The 20,773-nt window shown below is 67.2% G+C and carries 21 protein-coding genes; 17 read left to right on the forward strand and 4 right to left on the reverse strand.

Features of this window, described 5'->3' with window-relative positions; genetic code table 11:
- Positions 1 to 110: 110 nt before the first annotated feature.
- Together CAP40_RS12155 and CAP40_RS12160 are read right to left on the reverse strand one after the other, a co-directional pair.
- Entirely contained in the window at positions 111 to 1,025 is a 915-nt protein-coding gene (locus tag CAP40_RS12155) for a YdiY family protein (protein ID WP_086129773.1), read from the reverse strand.
- A gap of 44 nt (positions 1,026 to 1,069) precedes the next feature.
- Positions 1,070 to 1,549 (reverse strand): RNA pyrophosphohydrolase, encoded by a 480-nt coding sequence (locus CAP40_RS12160; RefSeq protein ID WP_086129774.1) that lies wholly within the window; start codon positions 1,547 to 1,549, stop codon positions 1,070 to 1,072.
- Positions 1,550 to 1,700: 151 nt separating this feature from the next.
- Between CAP40_RS12160 and CAP40_RS12165 the strand changes: the two genes are divergently transcribed.
- The 9 genes from CAP40_RS12165 to CAP40_RS12205 all read left to right on the forward strand — a co-directional run bounded on the left by CAP40_RS12165 (position 1,701) and on the right by CAP40_RS12205 (position 10,653).
- Complete coding sequence (locus CAP40_RS12165; protein ID WP_086130085.1) at positions 1,701 to 2,609, forward strand: histone deacetylase; 909 nt, start codon at positions 1,701 to 1,703, stop codon at positions 2,607 to 2,609.
- 78 nt (positions 2,610 to 2,687) lie between these two features.
- Complete coding sequence (locus CAP40_RS12170) at positions 2,688 to 4,631, forward strand: 2-oxoacid:acceptor oxidoreductase subunit alpha (protein ID WP_086129775.1); 1,944 nt, start codon at positions 2,688 to 2,690, stop codon at positions 4,629 to 4,631.
- Positions 4,628 to 5,170, forward strand: coding sequence for a hypothetical protein (locus CAP40_RS12175; RefSeq protein WP_144034336.1), 543 nt, complete (start codon positions 4,628 to 4,630; stop codon positions 5,168 to 5,170). The genes CAP40_RS12170 and CAP40_RS12175 overlap by 4 nt, the downstream gene beginning before the upstream one ends.
- Before the next feature lie 10 nt (positions 5,171 to 5,180).
- Entirely contained in the window at positions 5,181 to 6,215 is a 1,035-nt protein-coding gene (locus tag CAP40_RS12180) for a 2-oxoacid:ferredoxin oxidoreductase subunit beta (protein ID WP_086129777.1), read from the forward strand.
- Positions 6,216 to 6,353: 138 nt separating this feature from the next.
- Entirely contained in the window at positions 6,354 to 7,514 is a 1,161-nt protein-coding gene (locus CAP40_RS12185; protein ID WP_086129778.1) for an acyltransferase family protein, read from the forward strand.
- A 52-nt stretch (positions 7,515 to 7,566) separates the two neighbouring features.
- On the forward strand, positions 7,567 to 8,808 hold the full coding sequence (locus CAP40_RS12190) for a cyclopropane-fatty-acyl-phospholipid synthase family protein (RefSeq protein WP_086129779.1): 1,242 nt from the start codon (positions 7,567 to 7,569) through the stop codon (positions 8,806 to 8,808).
- Complete coding sequence (locus CAP40_RS12195; protein WP_086129780.1) at positions 8,805 to 9,986, forward strand: serine hydrolase; 1,182 nt, start codon at positions 8,805 to 8,807, stop codon at positions 9,984 to 9,986. The genes CAP40_RS12190 and CAP40_RS12195 overlap by 4 nt, the downstream gene beginning before the upstream one ends.
- 59 nt (positions 9,987 to 10,045) lie before the next feature.
- Entirely contained in the window at positions 10,046 to 10,318 is a 273-nt protein-coding gene (locus CAP40_RS12200; RefSeq protein WP_086129781.1) for a type II toxin-antitoxin system Phd/YefM family antitoxin, read from the forward strand.
- Complete coding sequence (locus CAP40_RS12205) at positions 10,315 to 10,653, forward strand: type II toxin-antitoxin system RelE/ParE family toxin (RefSeq protein ID WP_086129782.1); 339 nt, start codon at positions 10,315 to 10,317, stop codon at positions 10,651 to 10,653. Before CAP40_RS12200 ends, CAP40_RS12205 begins: the two co-directional genes overlap by 4 nt.
- On the opposite strand, the gene CAP40_RS12210 is transcribed toward CAP40_RS12205, so the two are convergent.
- Complete coding sequence (locus tag CAP40_RS12210) at positions 10,650 to 11,363, reverse strand: SDR family NAD(P)-dependent oxidoreductase (RefSeq protein ID WP_086129783.1); 714 nt, start codon at positions 11,361 to 11,363, stop codon at positions 10,650 to 10,652. The genes CAP40_RS12205 and CAP40_RS12210 overlap by 4 nt on opposite strands.
- Before the next feature lie 7 nt (positions 11,364 to 11,370).
- Positions 11,371 to 12,831 (reverse strand): amidophosphoribosyltransferase, encoded by a 1,461-nt coding sequence (gene purF / locus CAP40_RS12215; RefSeq protein WP_086129784.1) that lies wholly within the window; start codon positions 12,829 to 12,831, stop codon positions 11,371 to 11,373.
- Between the two features lie 131 nt (positions 12,832 to 12,962).
- Here purF and CAP40_RS12220 point away from each other — a divergent pair, with 131 nt between their 5' ends.
- The 8 genes from CAP40_RS12220 (at position 12,963) to CAP40_RS20650 (ending at position 20,733) form a co-directional block, all read left to right on the forward strand.
- Positions 12,963 to 13,214 carry a Rho termination factor gene (locus tag CAP40_RS12220; protein ID WP_086129785.1) on the forward strand — a complete coding sequence of 84 codons (252 nt, stop codon included), beginning with the start codon at positions 12,963 to 12,965 and terminating at the stop codon, positions 13,212 to 13,214.
- Positions 13,215 to 13,379: 165 nt separating this feature from the next.
- Complete coding sequence (gene hisI / locus CAP40_RS12225; RefSeq protein ID WP_086129786.1) at positions 13,380 to 13,736, forward strand: phosphoribosyl-AMP cyclohydrolase; 357 nt, start codon at positions 13,380 to 13,382, stop codon at positions 13,734 to 13,736.
- Positions 13,733 to 14,239 (forward strand): hypothetical protein, encoded by a 507-nt coding sequence (locus tag CAP40_RS12230; protein ID WP_086129787.1) that lies wholly within the window; start codon positions 13,733 to 13,735, stop codon positions 14,237 to 14,239. Before hisI ends, CAP40_RS12230 begins: the two co-directional genes overlap by 4 nt.
- Positions 14,240 to 14,484: 245 nt before the next feature.
- Positions 14,485 to 14,904: a MerR family DNA-binding transcriptional regulator gene (locus CAP40_RS12235; RefSeq protein ID WP_086129788.1), complete on the forward strand. Its 420-nt coding sequence runs from the start codon at positions 14,485 to 14,487 to the stop codon at positions 14,902 to 14,904.
- A 16-nt stretch (positions 14,905 to 14,920) separates the two neighbouring features.
- On the forward strand, positions 14,921 to 16,723 hold the full coding sequence (locus CAP40_RS12240) for an acyl-CoA dehydrogenase C-terminal domain-containing protein (protein WP_086129789.1): 1,803 nt from the start codon (positions 14,921 to 14,923) through the stop codon (positions 16,721 to 16,723).
- 304 nt (positions 16,724 to 17,027) lie between these two features.
- Positions 17,028 to 17,573 (forward strand): RNA polymerase sigma factor, encoded by a 546-nt coding sequence (locus CAP40_RS12245; RefSeq protein WP_256924157.1) that lies wholly within the window; start codon positions 17,028 to 17,030, stop codon positions 17,571 to 17,573.
- A 105-nt stretch (positions 17,574 to 17,678) separates the two neighbouring features.
- Complete coding sequence (locus CAP40_RS12250) at positions 17,679 to 19,412, forward strand: VWA domain-containing protein (protein ID WP_086129791.1); 1,734 nt, start codon at positions 17,679 to 17,681, stop codon at positions 19,410 to 19,412.
- A gap of 718 nt (positions 19,413 to 20,130) precedes the next feature.
- Positions 20,131 to 20,733, forward strand: coding sequence for a tetratricopeptide repeat protein (locus CAP40_RS20650; RefSeq protein WP_086129792.1), 603 nt, complete (start codon positions 20,131 to 20,133; stop codon positions 20,731 to 20,733).
- Positions 20,734 to 20,773: the final 40 nt, after the last annotated feature.

Raw genomic sequence — 20,773 nt, forward strand, 5'->3', positions numbered from 1 at the left:
TAGCGCGTAAAACCATCTTCGTCATCCCGCCGAACGCTGGGATCTCATGCAATCAGGGCATGATCTTCGGAGTTCGGGTCGGCGCCTTTGCCGAAAGGACGGCCGCCCGGTCAGAAATCGACGACAAGGGCCGCGCGGCTGGTCGTGTCGGTGGTCTTGCGCCCGAGCGGCGGCGTGCTTTCATATTGGAGCGAGTAGCTGAACTGCGCCGACAGCGGCCCGATCAGCCGCGTCAGCAGCGCGGATTTGGACGACACGGTGCTGTTCGCATCCTGCATATAGGCCGAGGCGACCTGCGTCACCGAGATGCCCTTGGTGATCTTCCAGCCGAAATCGATGCTGCCGCGCGCCGCGGCGTTCTTTTCGGCGGTATCGTTGATAAAGCGCGTGTAGCGGAAGGCGGGACCGACCTCGAGATCGAGCTTCACCGCCGGTGACTTGATCGCGCTGTAGCCGATGCCGCTCGACAGCGAGACGCGATCGGTGAAGCCCGAGAAGCGATCGCTCTCATATTGCGCGGCGCCATAGAGATAGGCGCGATCGTCGAACTTCCAGTTGGGCTCGTAGGCGACGAGATAGCGTTCCCGCGTCGTGATGCCCAGGCTTTCCTGGTAATCGGCCTGCACTCGCAGCTTGTGGCGCCATTGCAGCGCCTCGCGCTTGAGCTCCAGCGCCGCGGTGATGCCGATATTCTCGGTATTGCCGGTGGTCACATAGCCGCCCAGTTCGGCGTGCCCCTTCACCAGGGCGAAGAAATCGGCGCTGCGGATCTTGGCCTGCGCCTTCTTGGTCCGCTCGTTGCGCCAGTCCGCGGCGATCTTCACCACCTGGTCGGCCGTCGCGGGCGAGGCGGTGCGGGCATATTTGACGATGACGGCGACATCGCTCTCGCTGCCGGATTCCATTGCGGCGTCGAGCATGGCCCGGATCGTCGCCGGGATGGCCGTGGGATCGGCCGCGGCGGCAGGATCATCGTCCGGCGCGTTGGCAAGCAGCAGCGGCAGGGCAAGGAGCAGGGCGCGCATGAACGGGTCCGTATCTCCGTTATGGGAGCGAAACTAGGGCAGGATCAGACGAGATGTTGTCCAAAGACGGTCAACAGTTCCTTATAGAGCACACGCTTGAACGGTACGATGATGTCGGGAAGGTCCTGCGGGGCGGCCCAGCGCCAGGCCCGGAATTCGGGTTCGGCGGTCCGGATGTTGACGTCGGCGTCCTCGCCCAGGAAGCGAAACAGGAACCAGCGCTGGCGCTGCCCGCGCCATTTGCCCTTCCACACCTTGCCGACCAGATCCTCGGGCAGGTCGTAATAGAGTTCCTCGGGCGCCTCGGCGATCAGCTCGGCCAGGTCGCGGCGCACCCCGGTCTCCTCCCACAGCTCGCGCCAGGCGGCCTCGATCGGCGCCTCGCCGGGATCGATCCCGCCCTGCGGCATCTGCCACGCCTCGAGCACCGAATCGAGCCGCTGGCCCACGAACACCTGGCCGGCACGGTTGAGGAGCATCACGCCCGCGCAGGGGCGATAGGGAAGGGAAGCGATGTCGGTCATGCTCTTCTCACTCCCCTCCCTGGAAGGAAGGGGCCAGGGGTGGGTCGGGACCTGGCGGTACGGCCCAGCCGGGGTCGGCGGCGCAGTATCGCGGTCATCGATCCACCCCTAGCCCCTCCCTTCCACGGAGGGGAATAGCTAAATGGGATCGGTGATCCACCTCGTCCATCATCCCGACTATGTCGCGCCCGCCCCGGCCCGCAGCCAGTATCAGTGGAACAAGAACGGCCTGGTCCGCGACCTGCTGCGCGCGGAAGGGCCCGTCTTCGTGTGGCACGAGCCCGAGCCGATGCCGCGCGCCTGGCTCGAGGCGGTGCACGATCCGGACTATGTCGAGGAAGTGCTGCGCGCCGCCGTCCCGCCCGAGAAGGAGCGCCGCATCGGCTTCCCGGTCACTCCCGAAGTCGCGCGCCGGTCCCAGGCCGTACCCGGCGGCACCTATCTGGCGGCCCGGCTCGCGCTGGAACACGGTTTCGCGGCCAACACCGCGGGCGGCAGCCACCATGCGCTGGCCAATACCGGCGCGGGCTTCTGCGTGTTCAACGATCTCGCCGTCGCCGCCGTCCGGCTGGTGGAGGAGGGGCACCGCGTCCTGATCGTGGACTGCGACGTGCACCAGGGCGACGGCACCGCCGCGCTGACCGCGGGCCGGCCCGAGATCGCCACCTATTCGATCCATGCGGAGAAGAACTTCCCCGTCCGCAAGGCGCGCTCGACGCTCGACGTGCCGTTGCCCGACGGGGTGGGCGATACTGAGTATCTCGAAACGCTGGAGCGCACGCTTCTGCCGCTGCTCCATGGCTTCGCTCCCGATCTCGTCCTCTACCAGGCCGGAGTCGACCCGCTCGCCGGCGACCGGCTCGGCCGCCTGTCGCTGAGCTACCGAGGGCTGATCGCCCGCGACCGCTGGATCGCCGGCCTCATGACGTCACGCGGCATCCCCTTCGCCAGCGCGCTGGGCGGTGGCTATGGCGAGGATGCGCTCGAGGTCTCGCGGCGCCATGTCGCCTCCGTCCTCGCCCTGGGAGGCATGGCCGCAAAGGAGCCTTTGCAGGGCTGAGGGCATTTTCTACTTTGGGTTGGGAGAAATTGGGGCGTACACACCCTTGTAACGATAAAGAACCGCAGGATACCGGCCATGGCGACTGCCGCGCACACGCTCACGCCCCAGGAGGCGTCGGCGCATCCCGCACCCGAAGCGATCGTGGTTCGCTTCGCCGGCGATTCCGGCGACGGCATGCAGCTCACCGGCGGCCAGTTCACGCTGTCCACGGCACTGGCCGGCAACGATCTCGCCACCTTCCCGGATTTCCCCGCCGAGATCCGCGCGCCGCAGGGCACCTTGTTCGGCGTCTCCGCCTTCCAGATCAATTTCGGCTCGGCGCAGATCGACACCGCGGGCGATCAGCCCGACGTGCTCGTCGCGATGAACCCGGCGGCGCTCAAGACCAATGTCGATGCGCTCAAGCCCGGCGGGCTGATCATCGCCGACGAGGGCGAGTTCGGCCAGCGCAACCTCGACAAGGCGAAATATGCCGCCAATCCGCTCGAGGACGGCAGCCTGGCTAAGTGGCAGCTGCTCAAGCTCAACATCTCGCAGCTCACGCTCGACGCCGTGAAGCCCTTCGGCCTTGGCAACAAGGAGGCGCTGCGCTGCAAGAACATGTGGACGCTGGGCCTGGCGCTCTGGATGTTCGACCGCGATCGCCAGCCCCTGGTCGACTGGCTGAAGGCCAAGTTCGCCAAGGCGCCCGAGCTGGCCGAGGCGAACATCGCCGCCCTCAACGCCGGCCATGCCTATGGCGAGACGGCGGAACTGGGCGCCATGGGCATCAGCCAGCGCCAGGTCGCCGCCGCGCCCGCCGAGCCGGGGCTCTACCGCACCGTCACCGGCGCCGAGGCGATCTCGCTCGGCCTGGTCGCGGGCGCGCAGCTGGCGAGCCTGCCGATGTTCTTCGGCGGCTATCCGATCACTCCGGCCAGCGCCATCCTGCACACGCTGTCGCGCTACAAGGAATATGACGTCACCACCTTCCAGGCGGAGGACGAGATCGCCGCGGTCGCCTCGGCGCTCGGCAGCGCCTATGCCGGCAGCCTTGGCGTCACTTGCTCCTCCGGGCCGGGCATCGCGCTGAAGACCGAGGCGATCGGCCTGGCGATCATGACCGAGCTGCCGCTGGTAATAGTCAACGCCCAGCGCGGCGGCCCCTCCACCGGGCTTCCCACGAAAACTGAGCAATCGGATCTATATCAAGCGGTTTATGGCAGGAATGGAGATGCGCCGGTGCCGGTGATCGCCGCGCGCTCGGCCGCCGACTGTTTCGATGTCGCGATCGAGGCGGTGCGCATCGCCACGCAATATATGACCCCGGTGATGCTGCTGACCGACGGCTATCTCCAGAATGCCGCCGAGCCCTGGAAGGTGCCGGACATGTCGGCCTACCAACCCTTTCCGGTGCGCTTCCACACCGAAATTCCGCCCGAGGGCGAGAAGTTCGAGCCCTATGGCCGCGACGAGAAGCTCAAGCGCCCCTGGGTGAAGCCGGGCACGCCGGGCCTGCTCCACCGCATCGGCGGCATCGAGAAGGCGCAGGGCAGCGGCAATATCGACTATTCCCCCGCCAATCACCAGGCGATGACCAACATCCGGCGCGACAAGGTGATGGGCATCCAGGTGCCCGACCAGGTCGTCGAGCAGGGCCAGGCGGGCGGCAAGCTCGTGGTGGTCGGCTGGGGCTCCACCTATGGCCCGATCGCCCAGGCGGTGCGAAGGGCGCGGGGCAGGGGGCATGACGTCAGCCATGTCCATATCCGCCACATCTGGCCGCTCCCGAGGAATCTTGGCGATCTTCTAAAGAGTTACGAGCATGTTCTCGTACCGGAAATGAACACGGGCCAGCTCAAGACCTTGCTGCGCGACCAGTATCTCGTCGATGCCCGGTCGCTCACCAAGGTCTCGGGCCAGCCCTTCCGCATCGCCGAGATCGAAGCCGCGATCGCCCAGCATATCGGCGCGGACTTCGACCAGGAAGTGCCGCCCGACGACCGCCAGCTTCCCAGCCCGGAGGCGGTGAATCCGTGATCCGCGGTTCCGCAATGCTGCTCGCGCTTCTGCCGGCGGCGCCAGCCGCGATGGCGCAGAGGGCCGAGATGTCGCCCGCGGTTGCCGCCAGGCTTACGGCGTTGCCAAACATGCTCGCCGGGCTGACCCGCGATGACGGCGACACCAGCGGCTATCGCGGCCCGATGGTCGCCTATCGCGGTCGGGACGCCGCGGGGCCGGTGATCGCCGTCGTCCTCGCCGATGCGCGCTTGCGGATGAACTGGCCCGACATGGCCGAGAATGGTCGCGCCGGCGCCCGCCGGGCCGGGCTGGTCGACACGCTGTTCGAGGGCAAGTTCAGCCTCGACGGGCATCCGCTCGGTCGCCACTTCTTCGGCGACTATTTGACGCTGCGGGGCATCAAGCAGAGCTGGATCGCCGAGATCGACGGCGTCCGCATCACCATATTCGCCACCATCTACCGTGCCGAGGACCGCCGCCGCGTCTTCGACGCCATCCGCCGGGACCTGCTCGGCGGCATCACCATGGAGAGAGTCTCCACCGCGGAAGCGAATTGAGAGAGATCGCATGAACGAGATCACCACCATCCGCCCGAGCACCCCCAAGGACTGGGAGACCGACCAGGAGGTCCGCTGGTGCCCCGGCTGCGGCGATTATGCGATCCTCAAGGCCGTGCAGCGCACGATGCCCGAGCTGGGCGTCGCGCCGGAGAATACCGTGTTCGTCAGCGGCATCGGCTGCTCGTCGCGCTTTCCCTATTACATGGAGACCTATGGCTTCCACACCATCCACGGCCGCGCGCCGGCGGTGGCGACGGGAGTGAAGCTCGCCAATCCGGAGCTCGACGTGTGGATCATCACCGGCGACGGCGACGCGCTGTCTATCGGCGGCAACCACACCATGCACCTGCTCCGGCGGAACCTGGACTGCCAGTTCCTGCTGTTCAACAACGAGATCTACGGCCTCACCAAGGGCCAATATTCGCCGACCAGCCGTGAAGGCACGCGCTCGCCTTCCACGCCCTTCGGCTCGGTCGACCATCCCGCCAAGCCCTGCGCCTTCGCGCTGGGCGCAGGCGCCCGCTTCGTCGCGCGCGGGATCGACGTGCACAAGAACCTGCCGAGCGTCCTCAAGGCCGCCCATGCCCATCGGGGCGCCGCGTTCGTCGAGATCTTCCAGAACTGCATCGTCTATAACGACGAGGTCTTCGAGCCCTTCACCGCCAAGCCCAATGCGGCGCTGGGCCAGCTCTGGGTCGAGCACGGCCAGCCGATGCTGTTCGCCGGCGGGGCCAAGGGCATCGCGCTCGACCGGGAACGGCTCACTCTCAAGGTCGTCGACGTGGCCGATGGCGATTGGCAGGGGGCGGGGGTGATCGTCCACAACGTCACCAACCGCGCCATCGCGCACATGCTGGTCGAAATGCCCTTCGGCCCGTTCCCGATGGCGCTGGGCGTACTTTACGACGACCCCGCGCCCACGTTCGAAAGCGCGGTTGCCGACCAGAACCGGGCCGCGAGCGAGGGCAAGACCGCCGATCTCCAGAAGCTCGTTTCCAAGGGCCAGACCTGGATGGTCGACAAGGAGCCGCACAAGCTCTGAGAACCGCATAAACACGGACTGTTATCGCTATCGGCTTGCATTGAGCGCAGGCGAGCCTATCGCACCGTTCATGTTGATCCGTGCCAGCGCCGGCCTCATCCCGCATGCATTTGCGCCGCTCCGGCGCGTCCTGCGGCGATGACTCTCGGCAACGGCGCCTCCAGCGTGTTCCGCGCGCCCGAGGAGCGGGCCCGGCGCCATGATCTCGATGCCTTGCGGGCAGTGTTCCTGCTGTTCGGCATCCCCTACCACGCCGCGCTCACCGTCCGCCCCGGGCCGTGGATCGCCAATATGCACGAGCGGTCGCGCGACTTCATCCAGCTCGCCGACTATCTCCACCTGTTCCGGATGCCGGGCTTCTACATGATCGCCGGCTATTTCGCCGCGATGCTGCTCCAGCGCCGTCCGGTGGCGAGCTATCTGCCGTCACGCCTCCACCGGCTCGTCCCGCCCTTCCTCGCGGGGACGCTGCTGCTGGTGCCCGCGATGCATTTCCTGCTCCTGCTCGAAACCGGCCATCCACGGCCCCTGGCGCGCTGGTGGGAGATCATGACCTGGGCCGAGCGCAATCCCTTCGAACATCTCTGGTTCGTGCAGGTGCTGCTTTACTACACTACCGGGCTTGCCGGCCTGGTCTGGCTGTTCCCCCGGCTCGCCCATGCCGGGCTCGAAGGAGAGCGGCCAGGGCTCGTCCGCTGGTTCGTCCCGCTCACCCTCGCTACCGGCATCGTCCTCGGCCTGTGCGGCCTTGGCGCGCTGCAGCTCGAGCGCTACCGCTATCTGGGCAATTTCGCGATCAACTTCCTCTCCGCCCGCTACGCGCTCGACTATCTGCCCTGGTTCGCCCTTGGTGCGATACTCCAGCGCATCCCGGCGCTCGACCGGCGCTTCGCCCGCTTCTCCTGGATCCTGTTCCTCGCCGGCCTCGCCGCGAGCATCGTCCTGGTCTTCGCCGCGCGGTCGATCCCGCTGGTCTGGCGCCCCGTGTTGACCGGCGTCGCCGCGATCTGCCTCACCCAGGCCTCGCTCGGCGCGCTTGCCTATTTCATCGATGGCGAGCGCCGCTGGGTGAAGGCGCTCGTCTCGGCTTCCTTCGTCATCTATCTGTTCCACGAGCCGCTGATCGTGCTGGCGACGCCCTGGATCGACCTGGCCCCGCTTCCGATCTGGCCCAAATTCATTCTGCTCTGCCTGACGGCCTTTCTCGGCTCCTACGGGATCTGGAAGCTGATCAGGCTGAGCCCGACACTGCGCTACCTGTTCAATGGCGAGCGCATGAAACGCCGCATCGAACATTAGCGCCGAGCTTGGGCTTGCCCGACTCGGTGGCGCGTGCATTGTGCGCTCCGCAATGCACGCGCCGCTGAGCCAGCCCACATCGAACGCCCCCGCGCCGCGAAGGGGAGGCTGGCTCTCGCGGGCATTCGCCCCCTTCTTCCGCCGACAGCTCGACAGGATCGACGCCGGCATCGCCCGGGGCAGCCTGTCGCTCAACCTGCCCGGCGGAACCGCGCGATTGCTCGGTGGCCGGGAGGAGGGGCCCGACGCGATCGTCGACCTGCGCAGCTGGCGCGCGTTGCTCCGGCTCGCGCTGGACGGCTCGATCGGCTGGTACCGGGCCTGGACCCTTGGCGAATGGGCGAGCCCGGATCCGGTGGCGCTCTTTGCGCTGTTCGGCTGCAATCGCGCGGAACTCGCCCGCCAGGCCCGTGCCACCGGCCCATCGCTTCGCATCAAGCGCCTGATCCATGCGATGCGGCGCAACGATCGCCACGGCTCGCGGCGGAACATCCATTTCCACTATGATCTGGGCAACGACTTCTATCGGCTCTGGCTCGATCCCGGCATGACCTATTCGAGCGCTCTGTTCACTGCGCCCGGCCAGTCGCTCGAGCAAGCCCAGCGGGAGAAGCTCGCCGCGATCCTCGCCCGGACGGGCACGCGGCCAGGCGACGAGATCCTCGAGATCGGTTGCGGCTGGGGCAGCTTCGCCGAACTGGCGGTGCGGGAGGGGCGCAGGGTCCACGGCATCACGCTCTCGACCGAGCAAAAGGCCTGGGCCGAAGCCCGCGTCCCACATGGCGCGCGCTTCACCCTCACCGATTATCGCGATGTCCGCGGAAGCTATGACGCGGTCGCCAGCATCGAGATGGCCGAAGCGGTGGGGCGGGAATATTGGCCGGCCTATCTGGACGCGATCGCCGGAGCGCTGAAGCCGGGCGGGCGCGCGGCGCTGCAGATCATCACCTTCGACGATGCGTTCTTCGAGGATTATGCTGCAAACGTCGATTTCATCCAGGCCTATGTCTTCCCCGGCGGGATGCTGCTCTCGGAAGCCCGCCTGCGTGCGCTTGCCGAGGCGCGGGGCCTGTCCTGGCGCGATCGCACCAGCTTCGGCGCCGACTATGCCGAGACGCTGCGGCGCTGGCGCGAAACATTCGATGCGGCGGCTGAAGCGGGCGAGCTACCTAGAAAATTCGATAACAAGTTCATTAACTTGTGGCGCTATTATCTCATGTATTGCGAAGGTGGGTTCAGAGGCGGCGGGATCGATGTCGTCCAGCTCACCTTGGTGAAGGAGGAGGGGATATGAAGAACTGGCTTCTGGTGGGCGCGTTGGCGCTCGGGGCGTTCGCGGGGCAGGGGGCAATGGCGCAGGCGGTCGCGTCGCCCGAGGTGCGGATGCAGCCGGGCGACAATTCCGGGCTGCGCAAGGTCGGCGCCGAAGTGCTGTTCTGGAGCCAGGCCCAGCGCGACCAGAATTTCCCGCACATGGAGAAGCTCTTCCCCGGTCATGTCGTCCGGGCCGGCGGCAAGGTCCATCCGCTGCCCGCCGGCAAGCCGCTGGCCTTTCCCGATGCGGATCTCGACGCCTTCATCGCCCAGCAGAACATCGCCGGGCTGATCGTCCTCAAGGACGGCAAGATCGTGCTCGAACGCTATGCCCGCGGCTATTCGCAACGGGGGCGCTGGACCAGCTTCTCGGTCGCCAAGTCCTTCACTTCGTCGCTGGTCGGCGCTGCGATCAGGGACGGCTTCATCAAGTCGGTCGGCGAGCCGGTGACCAGATATATCCCCGAGCTGGCTGGCAGCGGCTATGACGGGGTTACGATCGCCCAGCTCCTCACCATGACCTCCGGCGTCAAGTGGAACGAGGACTATACGGACGCGAAGTCCGATGTGGCCCGCATGTTCCTCGAGCCGGTGCCGGCGGGGGAGGATCCCACCGTCTACTATATGAAAAAGCTCCCGCGCGAGTTCGCCCCGGGCAGCAAATGGGTCTACAAGACCGGTGAGACCAACCTGATCGGCGTGCTGGTGATGCGCGCCACCGGGAAGCCGCTCGCCACCTATCTCAGCGAGAAGATCTGGAAGCCCTACGGCATGGAGCAGGACGCGTTCTGGATGGTCGACCCGTCCGGCCACGAGGTCAGCGGCTGCTGCCTTTCGGTGTCGTTGCGCGACTATGCCCGGATGGGCCAGTTCGTGCTCGAAGGCGGGAAGGGCGCCGTGCCTGTCGACTGGTATCGCCAGTCGACCACGGCCCATGCCGATATCGGCGTGCCGGGCCGTGGCTATGGCTATCAATGGTGGACCTATCCGGAGGGCCGCTTCGGCGCCCAGGGCATTTTCGGCCAGACGATCCGCATCGATCCGAAGTCGAAGGTGGTGATCGCGGTCTCGGCCGCCGCGCCCAAGGCCTCGGACGACGCCTATGGCCAGGCGCGCACGGCGTTCCTCAATCGCCTGTTCGAGGCGGCGGCGAAATAGGCGTTGCGGGCGGCCTCGGGCAGGATCATATTCGGATCGAATTTAGTCGAGGTCATGCCATGCGCCTGGAACGGATCAAGCCGATCAGCTATTTCAAGGCCAATGCCGCGGAGGTCATCAACGATCTGCGCGAGACCGGCGAGCCGATGGTGATCACCCAGAATGGCGAAGCCACCGCAGTGATCCAGGACGTCGCATCGTACGAGAAGGATCAGGAGACGCTCGCGCTGCTCAAGATCCTGGCGCTCGGGCGGCGCGATATCGAGGCCGGCCGGACAAAGCCCTTTGACGAGGTGATCGCACGGCTGCGGAACAAGGCGAAACCGGATTGAGCGACGAACGCCGCTACCGCATCGAGTTTACCGATGCCTCGGAGGCCGATCTCGAAGCGATTCATGACTATCTGGTGGCGCACGATCCCCATGCTGCCGATTTGCTGCTGGACCGGCTCGTGGAAAAGGCCGTCAGCCTGGCAAGCTTTCCCGATCGCGGCAGCATTCCCGATGATCTCGCCGCCATGGGAGTCCACGACCATCGCCAGCTGCTGCTGTCACCGTACAGGATGATCTACCATGTCGGGCCGGAAATAGTGGCGATCGTGCTCATCGCCGACGGACGCCGGGACATGCGCGCGCTGCTCCGCTACCGCCTGCTTACCGCGCGCTAGCCCGCGACCCGCTCGAAATGCCCGGTCTCGAAGCCGGCCACCGCCAGCGCCGCGATCCGCGCGGCCACGACCTCCGGTGCCTTCACCGTCGCCGGATCCTCGCCGGGGAAGGCGCGGGCGCGCATCTTGGTGCGGGTGGCCCCCGGATCGATGATGCCGACGCGCACCTTGCTGATATGCGCGACTTCCTCGCCATAGGTGAGCAGCAGGTTCTCGAACGCCGCCTTGGACGCGCCATAGACGCCCCAATAGGCCCGTGCCGCGCGGCCCACGCCGGAAGTCACGCCGATCACCCGCGCGCCGTCCGATGCCTTGAGCATCGGGTCGAACGCCGCGAGCATCGCCGCCTGGGCGGTGACGTTGAGCGTCAGCACCTTGGCGAATTCCTTGAAGTCGATCGCCGGCACCGCGCTCAGCGTGCCGAGCGTCGCGGCGTTGAGCACGAGTATGTCCAACGCCGCCCAGCGCCCGGAGATCGCCTCGGCGAGGCGGGAGATCCCGTCATTCTCGGCCAGGTCCAGCGGCGCGATCGTCGCCGATCCGCCCGCCGCGAAGATCGCCTCCTCGACTTCCTCAAGCCCGCCCGCGGTGCGCGCGGTGAGGATCACATGCGCGCCTTGCCTGGCCAGCTCCAGTGCCGTTGCCGCACCGATGCCGCGGCTCGCGCCGGTGACGAGCGCCGTGCGCCCGGAAAGCAGTCCCTCGCTCATGCCTGGATCAGCCCACCCGCTCGTGGAGCAGCGCGAACTGGTCGTCCGGCGGGCCGTTCTCGTCCTGGTCGGTCAGCGTGGTCGGATATTCGCCGGTGAAGCAGGCGTCGCAATATTTCGGATGGATGTCCGCCCGGTGCGCCTCGCCCAGTGCCTTGTACAGGCCGTCGATCGAGATGAAGGCCAGGCTGTCGGCGTGGATGAAGTCGGTCATCCCGCCCACGTCGAGCTTGGCCGCCAGCAGCTTGGCGCGCTCGGGGGTGTCGACGCCGTAGAAGCAGGAGTGCCGGGTCGGCGGCGAGGCGATGCGCATGTGCACCTCGGCCGCGCCAGCCTCGCGCATCATCTGCACGATCTTCAACGACGTGGTGCCGCGCACGATCGAGTCGTCGATCAGCACCACGCGCTTGCCCTTGATCAGCTCGCGATTGGCATTGTGCTTCAGCTTCACGCCCAAGTGGCGGACCTTGTCGCCCGGCTGGATGAAGGTGCGGCCCACATAGTGCGAGCGGATGATGCCCAGCTCGAACGGGATGCCGCTCTGCTGGGCATAGCCGATCGCCGCCGGCACGCCCGAATCGGGCACCGGCACGACCAGGTCGGCCTCGACCGGCATCTCGATCGCCAGCTGCGCGCCGATCGCCTTGCGCACCGAATAGACCGAGCGATCGTTGCTGATCGAATCCGGGCGCGAGAAATAGACATATTCGAAGATGCAGGGCCGCGGCCCCACCGGCGCGAAGGGCTTGTGCGAGCTGATCTCGCCGCCCTTCACGATCACCAGCTCGCCCGGCTCCACGTCGCGGACATAGTCGGCGCCGACCACGTCGAGCGCCACCGTCTCCGATGCGAACACGATCGTGTCGTCGAGCTTGCCCATAACCAGCGGGCGGATGCCCAGCGGATCGCGGCAGGCGATCATGCCCTCGGGCGTCATCACGATCAGCGAATAGGCGCCCTCGACCTGCTTCAGCGCATCGATGAACCGGTCGATCAGCGTGCGGAACTGCGAAGTGGCGACGAGGTGGATGATCACCTCGGTGTCCGACGTCGACTGGAAGATCGCGCCGCGGCGGATCAGGTCGCGGCGCAGGCGCATCGCGTTCGAGATGTTGCCGTTATGGGCGATCGCGAAGCCGCCGCTCGCCAGCTCGGCATAAAGCGGCTGCACGTTGCGCAGCGCCGTCTCGCCCGTGGTCGAGTAGCGCACATGGCCGCAGGCGACATTGCCGTGCAGTGCGCGGATCACTTCGTCGCGATCGAAATTGCCCGCCACATGCCCCATCGCGCGGTGCGTGTGGAACTGGTGGCCATCGAAGCTGGTGATGCCCGCTGCCTCCTGGCCGCGGTGCTGCAGCGCGTGCAGGCCGAGCGCGACCGCGGCGGCGGCGCCGTCCATGCCGGATACGCCGAAAATGCCGCACTCTTCGCGCAGCTTGTCGTCATCGAACGGGTTCGTGGTAAGCATCAGCCCTCGAGGGGGTTGGGAACTGTCGAGCGGGCATATAGGCGCTTCGGCGCGGTTTGTCGCCGGTCTGTCACAAAGAAATGAACTTGCTGGCTTTTTCGGTGGTTTTTCAGGGCAGAAGGAGACGATCCATGCCCGGGCACGACCACGGACCGCAGATAAAGAACGGCGAACTCTACGAGAAACTCCGCGACGAAGGCGCCTCGAAGGAAAAGGCGGCGCGAATCGCCAACGCCCAGGCGGCGGGCACGCTCGACCATCCCGGCGGCACGCTGGAAAGTCGCTCGAGAGAGCAACTCTACGACGAGGCGAGGAAGATCGGCATCGCAGGCCGCTCGGGGATGGACAAGGAAGCGCTGGCAAAGGCGATCCGGGATCATTGAACCTCCAGGCGACACATCGCCCATGATCGGCACCCCGGCCTTGCGCCGGGGTCCACCGGGCGGCTTGGTGTCGCCTTTGAGGCTCTTGCTTCCCGCTCCCGGCGCAGGGGCCCCCGGGCACAAGGCCGGGGTGACGGGAAGAGGGTTGGGCGTTAACATCCCCCAATGGGAAGTGAACGCGAAACGGGCAGCTTGCTCGACCCGAAATATGACGCTGCCGGCCTGATCACCGCCGTCTGCACCGCGCCCGACGGCATGGTGCTGATGGTCGCGCACATGAACGCCGAGGCGCTCCAGGCGACGCTCGACACCGGCGAGGCGACCTTCTGGTCGCGCAGCCGGGGCAAGCTCTGGAAGAAGGGCGAGACCTCGGGCCATGTCCTCAAGGTCGTCGAGGCCCGCATCGATTGCGACCAGGATTGCGTCTGGCTCAAGGTCGAGCCGCACGGCCCCGCCTGCCACACCGGTGCGCCCAGCTGCTTCTACCGCGTGATCGAAGGCGGAAGGCTGGTCCGGGAGTGAAGCGGACCGGGCTGTTCCTCGCGCTGCTCCTGGCGGCCTGCTCGGGCGGCACCAAGCAGGCCGACAAGCCCCAGCCTCCCCAGGACCTGGAAAAGGCCGCGATCGAGCGCGGCCTGATCCGCAACCCCGCCGATAGCGATATCGCCGGCCTCTATGCCCGCGACACCGATCGCATCTGCATCGTGCCCGACGAGCAGCTCGGCTACCGGATCGGTGCGTTCGTCGACTATGGTGATCGCATCACCTGCAGTGGCTCCGGCCGGGCAAGCCGGGTAGGGGAGTCGCTCCATGTCGAGCTCGGCGAGGACGGCAGCTGCTCGTTCGACGCGAAATATGATGGCGACAAGATCGCCTTTCCAGGCGCGCTGCCCGACGGCTGCAACCGCTATTGCGCCAGGCGCGCCTCCTATGCCGGCCTCGAGGTCGTGCGGCTCAGCGAATCGGCCGCCGAGGCTTCGGCGATGCGCGACGCCAATGGGCGCAGGCTCTGCGGGGGCGGCTAGAGCAGGGACTCGCACCCGGTGCCGGCGGCGTTTCCCCACCGCTTCCAATGTTGGGTTTCCCCTGAAACACTCGCGTCATGTCGATGCGCGAACATGAGCCATGCCACGTCCCCTGCGGGCGCCGCACCCTCGCATGCGCCGAACGGGGAGCGGAGGGAGCCGCGCGCGATGGGGTCGGGCCTTTCGCGACTTTTCGGCACCCAAATAGTTGACGTTCACGTAAAGGGAAGGTAGTTTCCATGCCCATGAACGCACCAGCCTTTCCGCTCGAGGCCCTGGCGCCGATCGAATCGCGTCCGGATCGCGACGCCTTCACCATTTCCGACCTGTGCGCCGAATTTTCGGTCACGCCGCGGGCGCTGCGCTTCTACGAGGACGAGGGCCTGATCGCGCCCGAGCGCCGCGGCACCACCCGGATCTATTCGCACCGTGACCGCGCCCGGCTCGCCTGGATCCTGCGCGGCAAGCGCGTCGGCTTCAGCCTGGCCGAGATCCGCGAGATGATCGATCTCTACGATGTCGGCGACGGGCGCAGCACCCAGAAGCAAGTCACGCTCGAGCGCTGCCTCGAGCGGATCGGCCTGCTCGAGAACCAGAAGCGCGACATCGACGCGCACATCGCCGAGCTCCAGCAATTCGTCGAGCTGCTCAAAAGCAGCGACTAGCCCCGAGGAACCTGAAATGCCCCAATATACTCCGCCGGTGCGCGACACGCGCTTCATCCTCGAGCAGGTGATCGGCCTCGATCGCTACGCCAATCTTCCGGGCTTCGAGAATGCGACGCCGGAGACGGTCGACGCAGTGCTCGAGCAGGGCGGCCAGTTCGTCGCCGAAGTGCTGTTCCCGCTCAACCATTCGGGCGACCAGCAGGGCTGCACCCGCCATGACGACGGCAGCGTCACCACGCCGGACGGCTACAAGCAGGCCTATGCCCAGTTTGTCGAGAGCGGCTGGGGCACGCTCAGCTTTCCCGAGGCGGTCGGCGGGCAGGGGATGCCGCACGTCATCTCCACGGCCTTCCAGGAGTTCATGATTTCCTCGAACATGGCGTTCGCCATGTATCCGGGCCTCACCCACGGTGCCGTCGCGGCGCTGCTGGTCAAGGGTTCGCCCGAGCAGCAGGAGAAATACGTCCCCAGGATGGTTGCGGGCGAGTGGGGCGGCACGATGAACCTCACCGAGCCGCAGTGCGGCACCGATCTCGGCCTGATCAAGACCAAGGCCGAGCCCCAGGCCGACGGCTCGTTCAGCATCACCGGCACCAAGATCTTCATCTCGTCGGGCGAGCACGACCTGACCGAGAACATCATCCACCTCGTCCTCGCCAAGACGCCCGGCGCACCGGAGAGCAGCAAGGGCATCTCGCTGTTCGTGGTGCCCAAGTTCCTGGTCAACGACGACGGCTCGCTCGGCGCGCGCAACGCCGTTTCGTGCGGCTCGATCGAGCACAAGATGGGCATCCACGCCAATTCGACCTGCGTGATGAACTATGACGGCGCCACGGGCTGGCTGGTCGGCGAGGAGATGAAGGGCCTCGCCGCCATGTTCATCATGATGAACGCGGCGCGCCTGGGCGTCGGCCTCCAGGGCCTGGGCGTGGGCGAGGTCGCCCTCCAGAACGCCGTCCAGTACGCGCATGACCGCCGCCAGGGCCGCGCACTCACCGGCCCGCAGGAACCGAACGAGAAGGCCGACACGCTGTTCGTCCACCCGGACGTGCGCCGCATGCTGATGGAGGCCAAGGCGCAGACCGAGGCGCTGCGCGCGCTCTGCCTGTGGGGCGCGCTCCAGGTCGATCTGGAACATGCCGCCGGCACCGAGGAGGAGCGCCAGCTCGCCGCCGATCTGGTCGGCCTGCTCACGCCGGTGATCAAGGGCGTCGGCACCGATATCGGCTACAAGGTCGCGACCGACAGCCAGCAGGTCTATGGCGGCCATGGCTACATCGCCGAATGGGGCATGGAGCAATATGTCCGCGATGCCCGCATCTCGATGATCTATGAGGGCACCAACGGCGTGCAGGCGATGGACCTGGTCGGCCGCAAGCTCGCCATGAACGGCGGCCGCGCGGTCCAGGCCTTCTTCAAGCTGGTCGCCGAGGAAGCCGCCGCCGCCAAGGGCGACGCCCGGTTCGCCGCGCTGGCGGAGGGCCTGGAAAAGGCGCTGGGCCATCTCCAGGGCGCGACGATGTGGCTCGCCCAGAACGGCTTCAAGAATCCCAACGACGTCGGTGCCGGCGCTTATCCGTACATGCAGCTCACCGGCACGGTGGCGCTGGGCCTGATGTGGCTGCGCATGGCCCGGGCCGCCGCGGCAGCGCTGGCCGCCGGTGGTGGTGACACCGGCTTCTACGAGGCCAAGCTGGTTACCGCGCGCTTCTACGCGGAGCGCTTCCTTCCGGATGCGAGCGGCCTGCGCCGCAAGATCGAGGCGGGCAGCGAAACGGTGATGGCGCTCGATCCGGAACTGTTCCGCGCCGCGTGACCGCACTTCGCCACGGTCCCCGGCTTTGGCCGGGGACCGGACGGCCGAGGGAAGATGTGCGAGGGGACATGGCATCGCATCCCCGAAGCTGCTTCGATTTTACATAATGTATATTATCGATCTTGGCAGGTTCTCAAACCCGGCCGCGTTCGGGACCAGGCCGGCCCTCCCTTCCGCATGATGCCCGATGGCATCGCAGCCGGGATTGAGGCAGATAGCGCAACATGTCGGGGGAAAAGGCGCCGCACAGTTCCGGGAATCGATGCGACCCCGCTGTTCCGCCGCGGTTCGGCCCGTTCGGCCCATGAAGATGCACCCTGCCGATCCGGATGCGGACCTCCTGGCGGGCGCCGTCGCCGGCGAACGCGAGGCGTTCCGGCTGCTCGTCGAGCGCCACTATGACCGGATACATGGCCTGGCCTGGCAGTTGACCGGGTCGCGGGCCGATGCCGAAGACGTCGCCCAGGACGTGTGCTGCACGTTGGTCGAACGGATCGGCAGCTTTCGCGGCGAAGCGAAATTCTCCACCTGGCTGTGCGGAATCGTGTTCAATGCCTGCCGCGACGTGCACCGCCGCCGCCGGTCGTTCGGAGGCGTCGCCCAGCGGCTTGCGGTGCTGGCCGGGCTGGCGCAAGGACCGGACGGGCGTGACCTGCACGACGCGCTCTGGGTGAAGAGCGCGATCGCCCGCCTGCCCCCGGCCTATCGCGACACCGCGATCCTCGTCGCCGGGCAGCAACTGACTCATGCCGAGGCCGGCGCGATCCTCGGCGTGGCGGAGGCGACGGTCTCGTGGCGCATGCACGAGGTCCGGCGGATGGTCGCCGGGAAGCCGGGCGCGGACGACTGACCCGTCCGGGCGAAAGAATTTCGATCTCTGCCCAAGGATCCCCCGGAACCGCGCGTCCAAGGGGAATGCGGACGATCTCGCCCGCTGTAACCAAGGGAGAAAGACATGCCCCGTTTGTCCCAGGCGCTCGCCACCGGGTTCATGCTGGCGCTGGTCGCAGGCTGCACCGATTCCGACAGGCACGTCGCCGCGATTCCCGATCCGGCCGCCGCCGCGCCGGCCCCCGAGGCGAAGGCCGCGCAGGAAGCGCAAGACATCGTCGTGACCAGCTCGCGGGTGGCGGGCAGACGGGACTCCGCGACGCCGGTCACCGCCCAGGCGTCCACTGCGTTCGCCTTCGCGCCTGCAGCCCGCACTCGCGGCCCTGTCGGACGGTCCGAACCGGTGCCGCCCTATTATCGCGACATCGGTCGCGACAAGTTCACCGCCACGCAGCAGAACGCCTTCAAGATCGTCCGCGAAGAGCCCGTCTCCACCTTCTCGCTCGACGTCGATACCGCCTCCTATTCGTTCGTACGCGCGTCGCTGAACCAGAATGTCCTGCCGCAGCCGGTAGCGGTGCGGACCGAGGAGATGGTCAACTACTTCCCCTATGACTATGCGCCCGCGCGCACCGCGGACCAGCCGTTCAGCACCAATGTCGCCGTGTTCCCCAGCCCCTGGTCACCCGGGCGCAAGCTCGTCAGGATCGGGGTGAAGGGATACGAGATCCAGCGGGCGTCCCGTCCGCGTGCCAATCTCGTCTTCCTGATCGACACTTCGGGCTCGATGAACGCGCCCAACAAGCTTCCCCTGGTCAAACAGTCGCTGGCGATGCTGCTCGACCAGCTGGACGGCAAGGACAGCGTGGCGATCGTCACCTATGCCGGCAGCGCGGGCAGGGCGCTCGAGCCGACTCCGGCGAGCAACAAGGCCAAGATACTGGCCGTGATCGACGGGCTGGGCGCGGGCGGCAGCACCGCGGGCGCCGAAGGCATCCGCCAGGCCTATGCGCTCGCCGAGCAGAACCTGGATCCCAAGGGCGTCAACCGCGTGATCCTGGCGACCGACGGCGACTTCAATGTCGGCATCACCAACGACAATGAGCTGAAGGGCTATGTCGAGCGCGAGCGCGGCAAGGGCGTGTTCCTCTCGGTGCTGGGCTTCGGCATGGGCAATTACAATGATGCGCTGATGCAGACGCTCGCCCAGAACGGCAATGGCGCGGCCGCCTATATCGACACGATCGGCGAGGCCCGGAAGACGCTCGTCGACGAAGCGACCTCGACGCTGTTCCCGATCGCGAAGGACGTGAAGATCCAGGTCGAGTTCAACCCCCGGGCCGTCTCCGAATATCGGCTGATCGGCTATGAGACGCGGATGCTGAACCGCGACGACTTCGACAATGACAAGGTCGATGCCGGCGATGTCGGATCCGGCCAGACCGTAACGGCCATCTATGAAGTGACTCCCGTCGGCGGCCCGCGCGCCATCGGCGACCTGCGCTACGCGGAGCAGGCGCCTGCCGCGGCGAGTGCCCGGAGCGACGAGCTGGGCTTCGTCAAGATCCGCTACAAGCTGCCCAAGTCCGACACCAGCCGCCTCCTCACCACGCCGATCGACCGCGGCGCCACCTTCGCCCGGTTCGAGGACGCGCCCCGGGACGCGCGCTTCGCCGCCGCGGTGGCGGGATTCGCCGAGCTGTTGCGCGGCGGGCGCTACAATGGCCAGCTCGGCTTCGATGAGGTCCTGGGCATGGCGAGCGCGGCGCGGGGAGAAGATGGTTTCGGCTATCGCTCGGAATTCATCCAGCTCGTCCGCGCGGCCAAGACCGCCCACGCGATGGCCGCACTCCAATGACGCCCCGATGGGTGCCGCCGCAGGGCGGCGGCACCTTCACGAGGCCAGGGCCGTGCGCGATCATGCCTTCGACCTGGCCGATATTGCCGCTATAGATCGCCCAATGCCCGTACCCAGCCTCCACTCCACTCCCGGCTTCGGCGATTGCCGCCCCGGCGGCATGGAGGCCTGAATGGATCGCGACGACGATATCGCCCGGCTGCTGCCCGAGCCGCCACCGCCACGCCCTGCCGGGCGCAGTGCGGCAATCGCACGTGCCATGCGCAGGTTCGATGGCGATGAGGAACCGGCTGCAGCCGCCCCGCCCGGCCTGGCGGCGGCACCTGTCCGCCGATGGCGCCAGCGGACGCAGATCGGCGCCTTCGCATCCATCCTGCTCGTCGCGGTGATTGCAATTCCCCTCGCCCTGCAACGACAGGCAGAGACGCCGCCAGCTCCCAGCCGGCCTGTGCCGGCAGTCGAACGGACGGTGGCGACCGAGCCGGCACCGCCCCAGGCCCAGGCACCCGATCGCTCCGCCCCGATCCGGCAGGCCCCTCCGCACTTGTCTCCCACGCCTCCTCCAGCAGCCGCAAAGCCGGCGCCGGCGCCCCAGGCTGAAGCGCAAGCCGAACCTCGACAAGCCGCTCCCACGACGGCTTCCACCGCATTTGCGAGCCAGGACCTGGCCGCATCCTCCCAGCGGAGTGCGCTGGCCGCCCCGGCGCCACAGGCCAGGATGGCCGAGGCCCGGCCTGCACCGCCATCGAGCGCGCCGATCGTCGTCACCGGCGGAAGGCTCGCCGCGCCCTCCAAGGCCGCAGCCACGCCCGTTACGGTGGCCGATGAAGCCGAAGCCGGTGCGAGCGAGATCATCGTAACCACCGCACGCAAGTCGCGCGCCCGCAAGGCAGCCCGGCGCGGCGATTGGAATGCCTGCACGGTCCGTGATCCCGAGCAGAGCCTGCGCGGTTGCAAGCGGCTGGTCGATCCCGGCGCCAAGGGAGATGCCGGCGTCGCGGCGGCACGGGTGGCGGACGGGCTGACGCGGGCATGGCAAGGCGATTGGGAGGGCGCGATCGGCGCGCTGGACCAGGCCATCGCGGTGCGGCCCGAACTCGCCTTCGCCTATCTCAACCGGGGCCTGGCCCATAGCCAGGAAGGCGATCTCGCCCGCGCGGAGGCGGATCTCGATCTCGCCGTGCGCTATGCGCCACATGCAGCGCGCAGCTATTACAATCGGGGTCTGATCCGCCGCATGCGCGGTGACGAACGCGGCGCGGACGCCGATATGGCGCGCGCCCGGGAACTCGATTCACGGTATGAGGCGCTGGGGGATTGAACCGGCGCGGTGGCCGGGGCGCGGAATTGGCGCGCCCCGG

The organism is Sphingomonas sp. IBVSS2 (genome assembly GCF_002127225.1).
Taxonomy (GTDB): domain Bacteria; phylum Pseudomonadota; class Alphaproteobacteria; order Sphingomonadales; family Sphingomonadaceae; genus Sphingomonas.

Bases quoted from the DNA above. Each gene is read 5' to 3' on its own strand.
- CAP40_RS12155 (WP_086129773.1), bottom strand. From the start codon at position 1,025: ATGCGCGCCCTGCTCCTTGCCCTGCCGCTGCTGCTTGCCAACGCGCCG.
- CAP40_RS12160 (WP_086129774.1), bottom strand. From the start codon at position 1,549: ATGACCGACATCGCTTCCCTTCCCTATCGCCCCTGCGCGGGCGTGATG.
- CAP40_RS12170 (WP_086129775.1), top strand. From the start codon at position 2,688: ATGGCGACTGCCGCGCACACGCTCACGCCCCAGGAGGCGTCGGCGCAT.
- CAP40_RS12180 (WP_086129777.1), top strand. From the start codon at position 5,181: ATGAACGAGATCACCACCATCCGCCCGAGCACCCCCAAGGACTGGGAG.
- CAP40_RS12185 (WP_086129778.1), top strand. From the start codon at position 6,354: ATGACTCTCGGCAACGGCGCCTCCAGCGTGTTCCGCGCGCCCGAGGAG.
- CAP40_RS12190 (WP_086129779.1), top strand. From the start codon at position 7,567: ATGCACGCGCCGCTGAGCCAGCCCACATCGAACGCCCCCGCGCCGCGA.
- CAP40_RS12195 (WP_086129780.1), top strand. From the start codon at position 8,805: ATGAAGAACTGGCTTCTGGTGGGCGCGTTGGCGCTCGGGGCGTTCGCG.
- CAP40_RS12200 (WP_086129781.1), top strand. From the start codon at position 10,046: ATGCGCCTGGAACGGATCAAGCCGATCAGCTATTTCAAGGCCAATGCC.
- CAP40_RS12210 (WP_086129783.1), bottom strand. From the start codon at position 11,363: ATGAGCGAGGGACTGCTTTCCGGGCGCACGGCGCTCGTCACCGGCGCG.
- purF (WP_086129784.1), bottom strand. From the start codon at position 12,831: ATGCTTACCACGAACCCGTTCGATGACGACAAGCTGCGCGAAGAGTGC.
- CAP40_RS12220 (WP_086129785.1), top strand. From the start codon at position 12,963: ATGCCCGGGCACGACCACGGACCGCAGATAAAGAACGGCGAACTCTAC.
- hisI (WP_086129786.1), top strand. From the start codon at position 13,380: ATGGGAAGTGAACGCGAAACGGGCAGCTTGCTCGACCCGAAATATGAC.
- CAP40_RS12235 (WP_086129788.1), top strand. From the start codon at position 14,485: ATGAACGCACCAGCCTTTCCGCTCGAGGCCCTGGCGCCGATCGAATCG.
- CAP40_RS12240 (WP_086129789.1), top strand. From the start codon at position 14,921: ATGCCCCAATATACTCCGCCGGTGCGCGACACGCGCTTCATCCTCGAG.
- CAP40_RS12245 (WP_256924157.1), top strand. From the start codon at position 17,028: ATGAAGATGCACCCTGCCGATCCGGATGCGGACCTCCTGGCGGGCGCC.
- CAP40_RS12250 (WP_086129791.1), top strand. From the start codon at position 17,679: ATGCCCCGTTTGTCCCAGGCGCTCGCCACCGGGTTCATGCTGGCGCTG.
- CAP40_RS20650 (WP_086129792.1), top strand. From the start codon at position 20,131: ATGGCCGAGGCCCGGCCTGCACCGCCATCGAGCGCGCCGATCGTCGTC.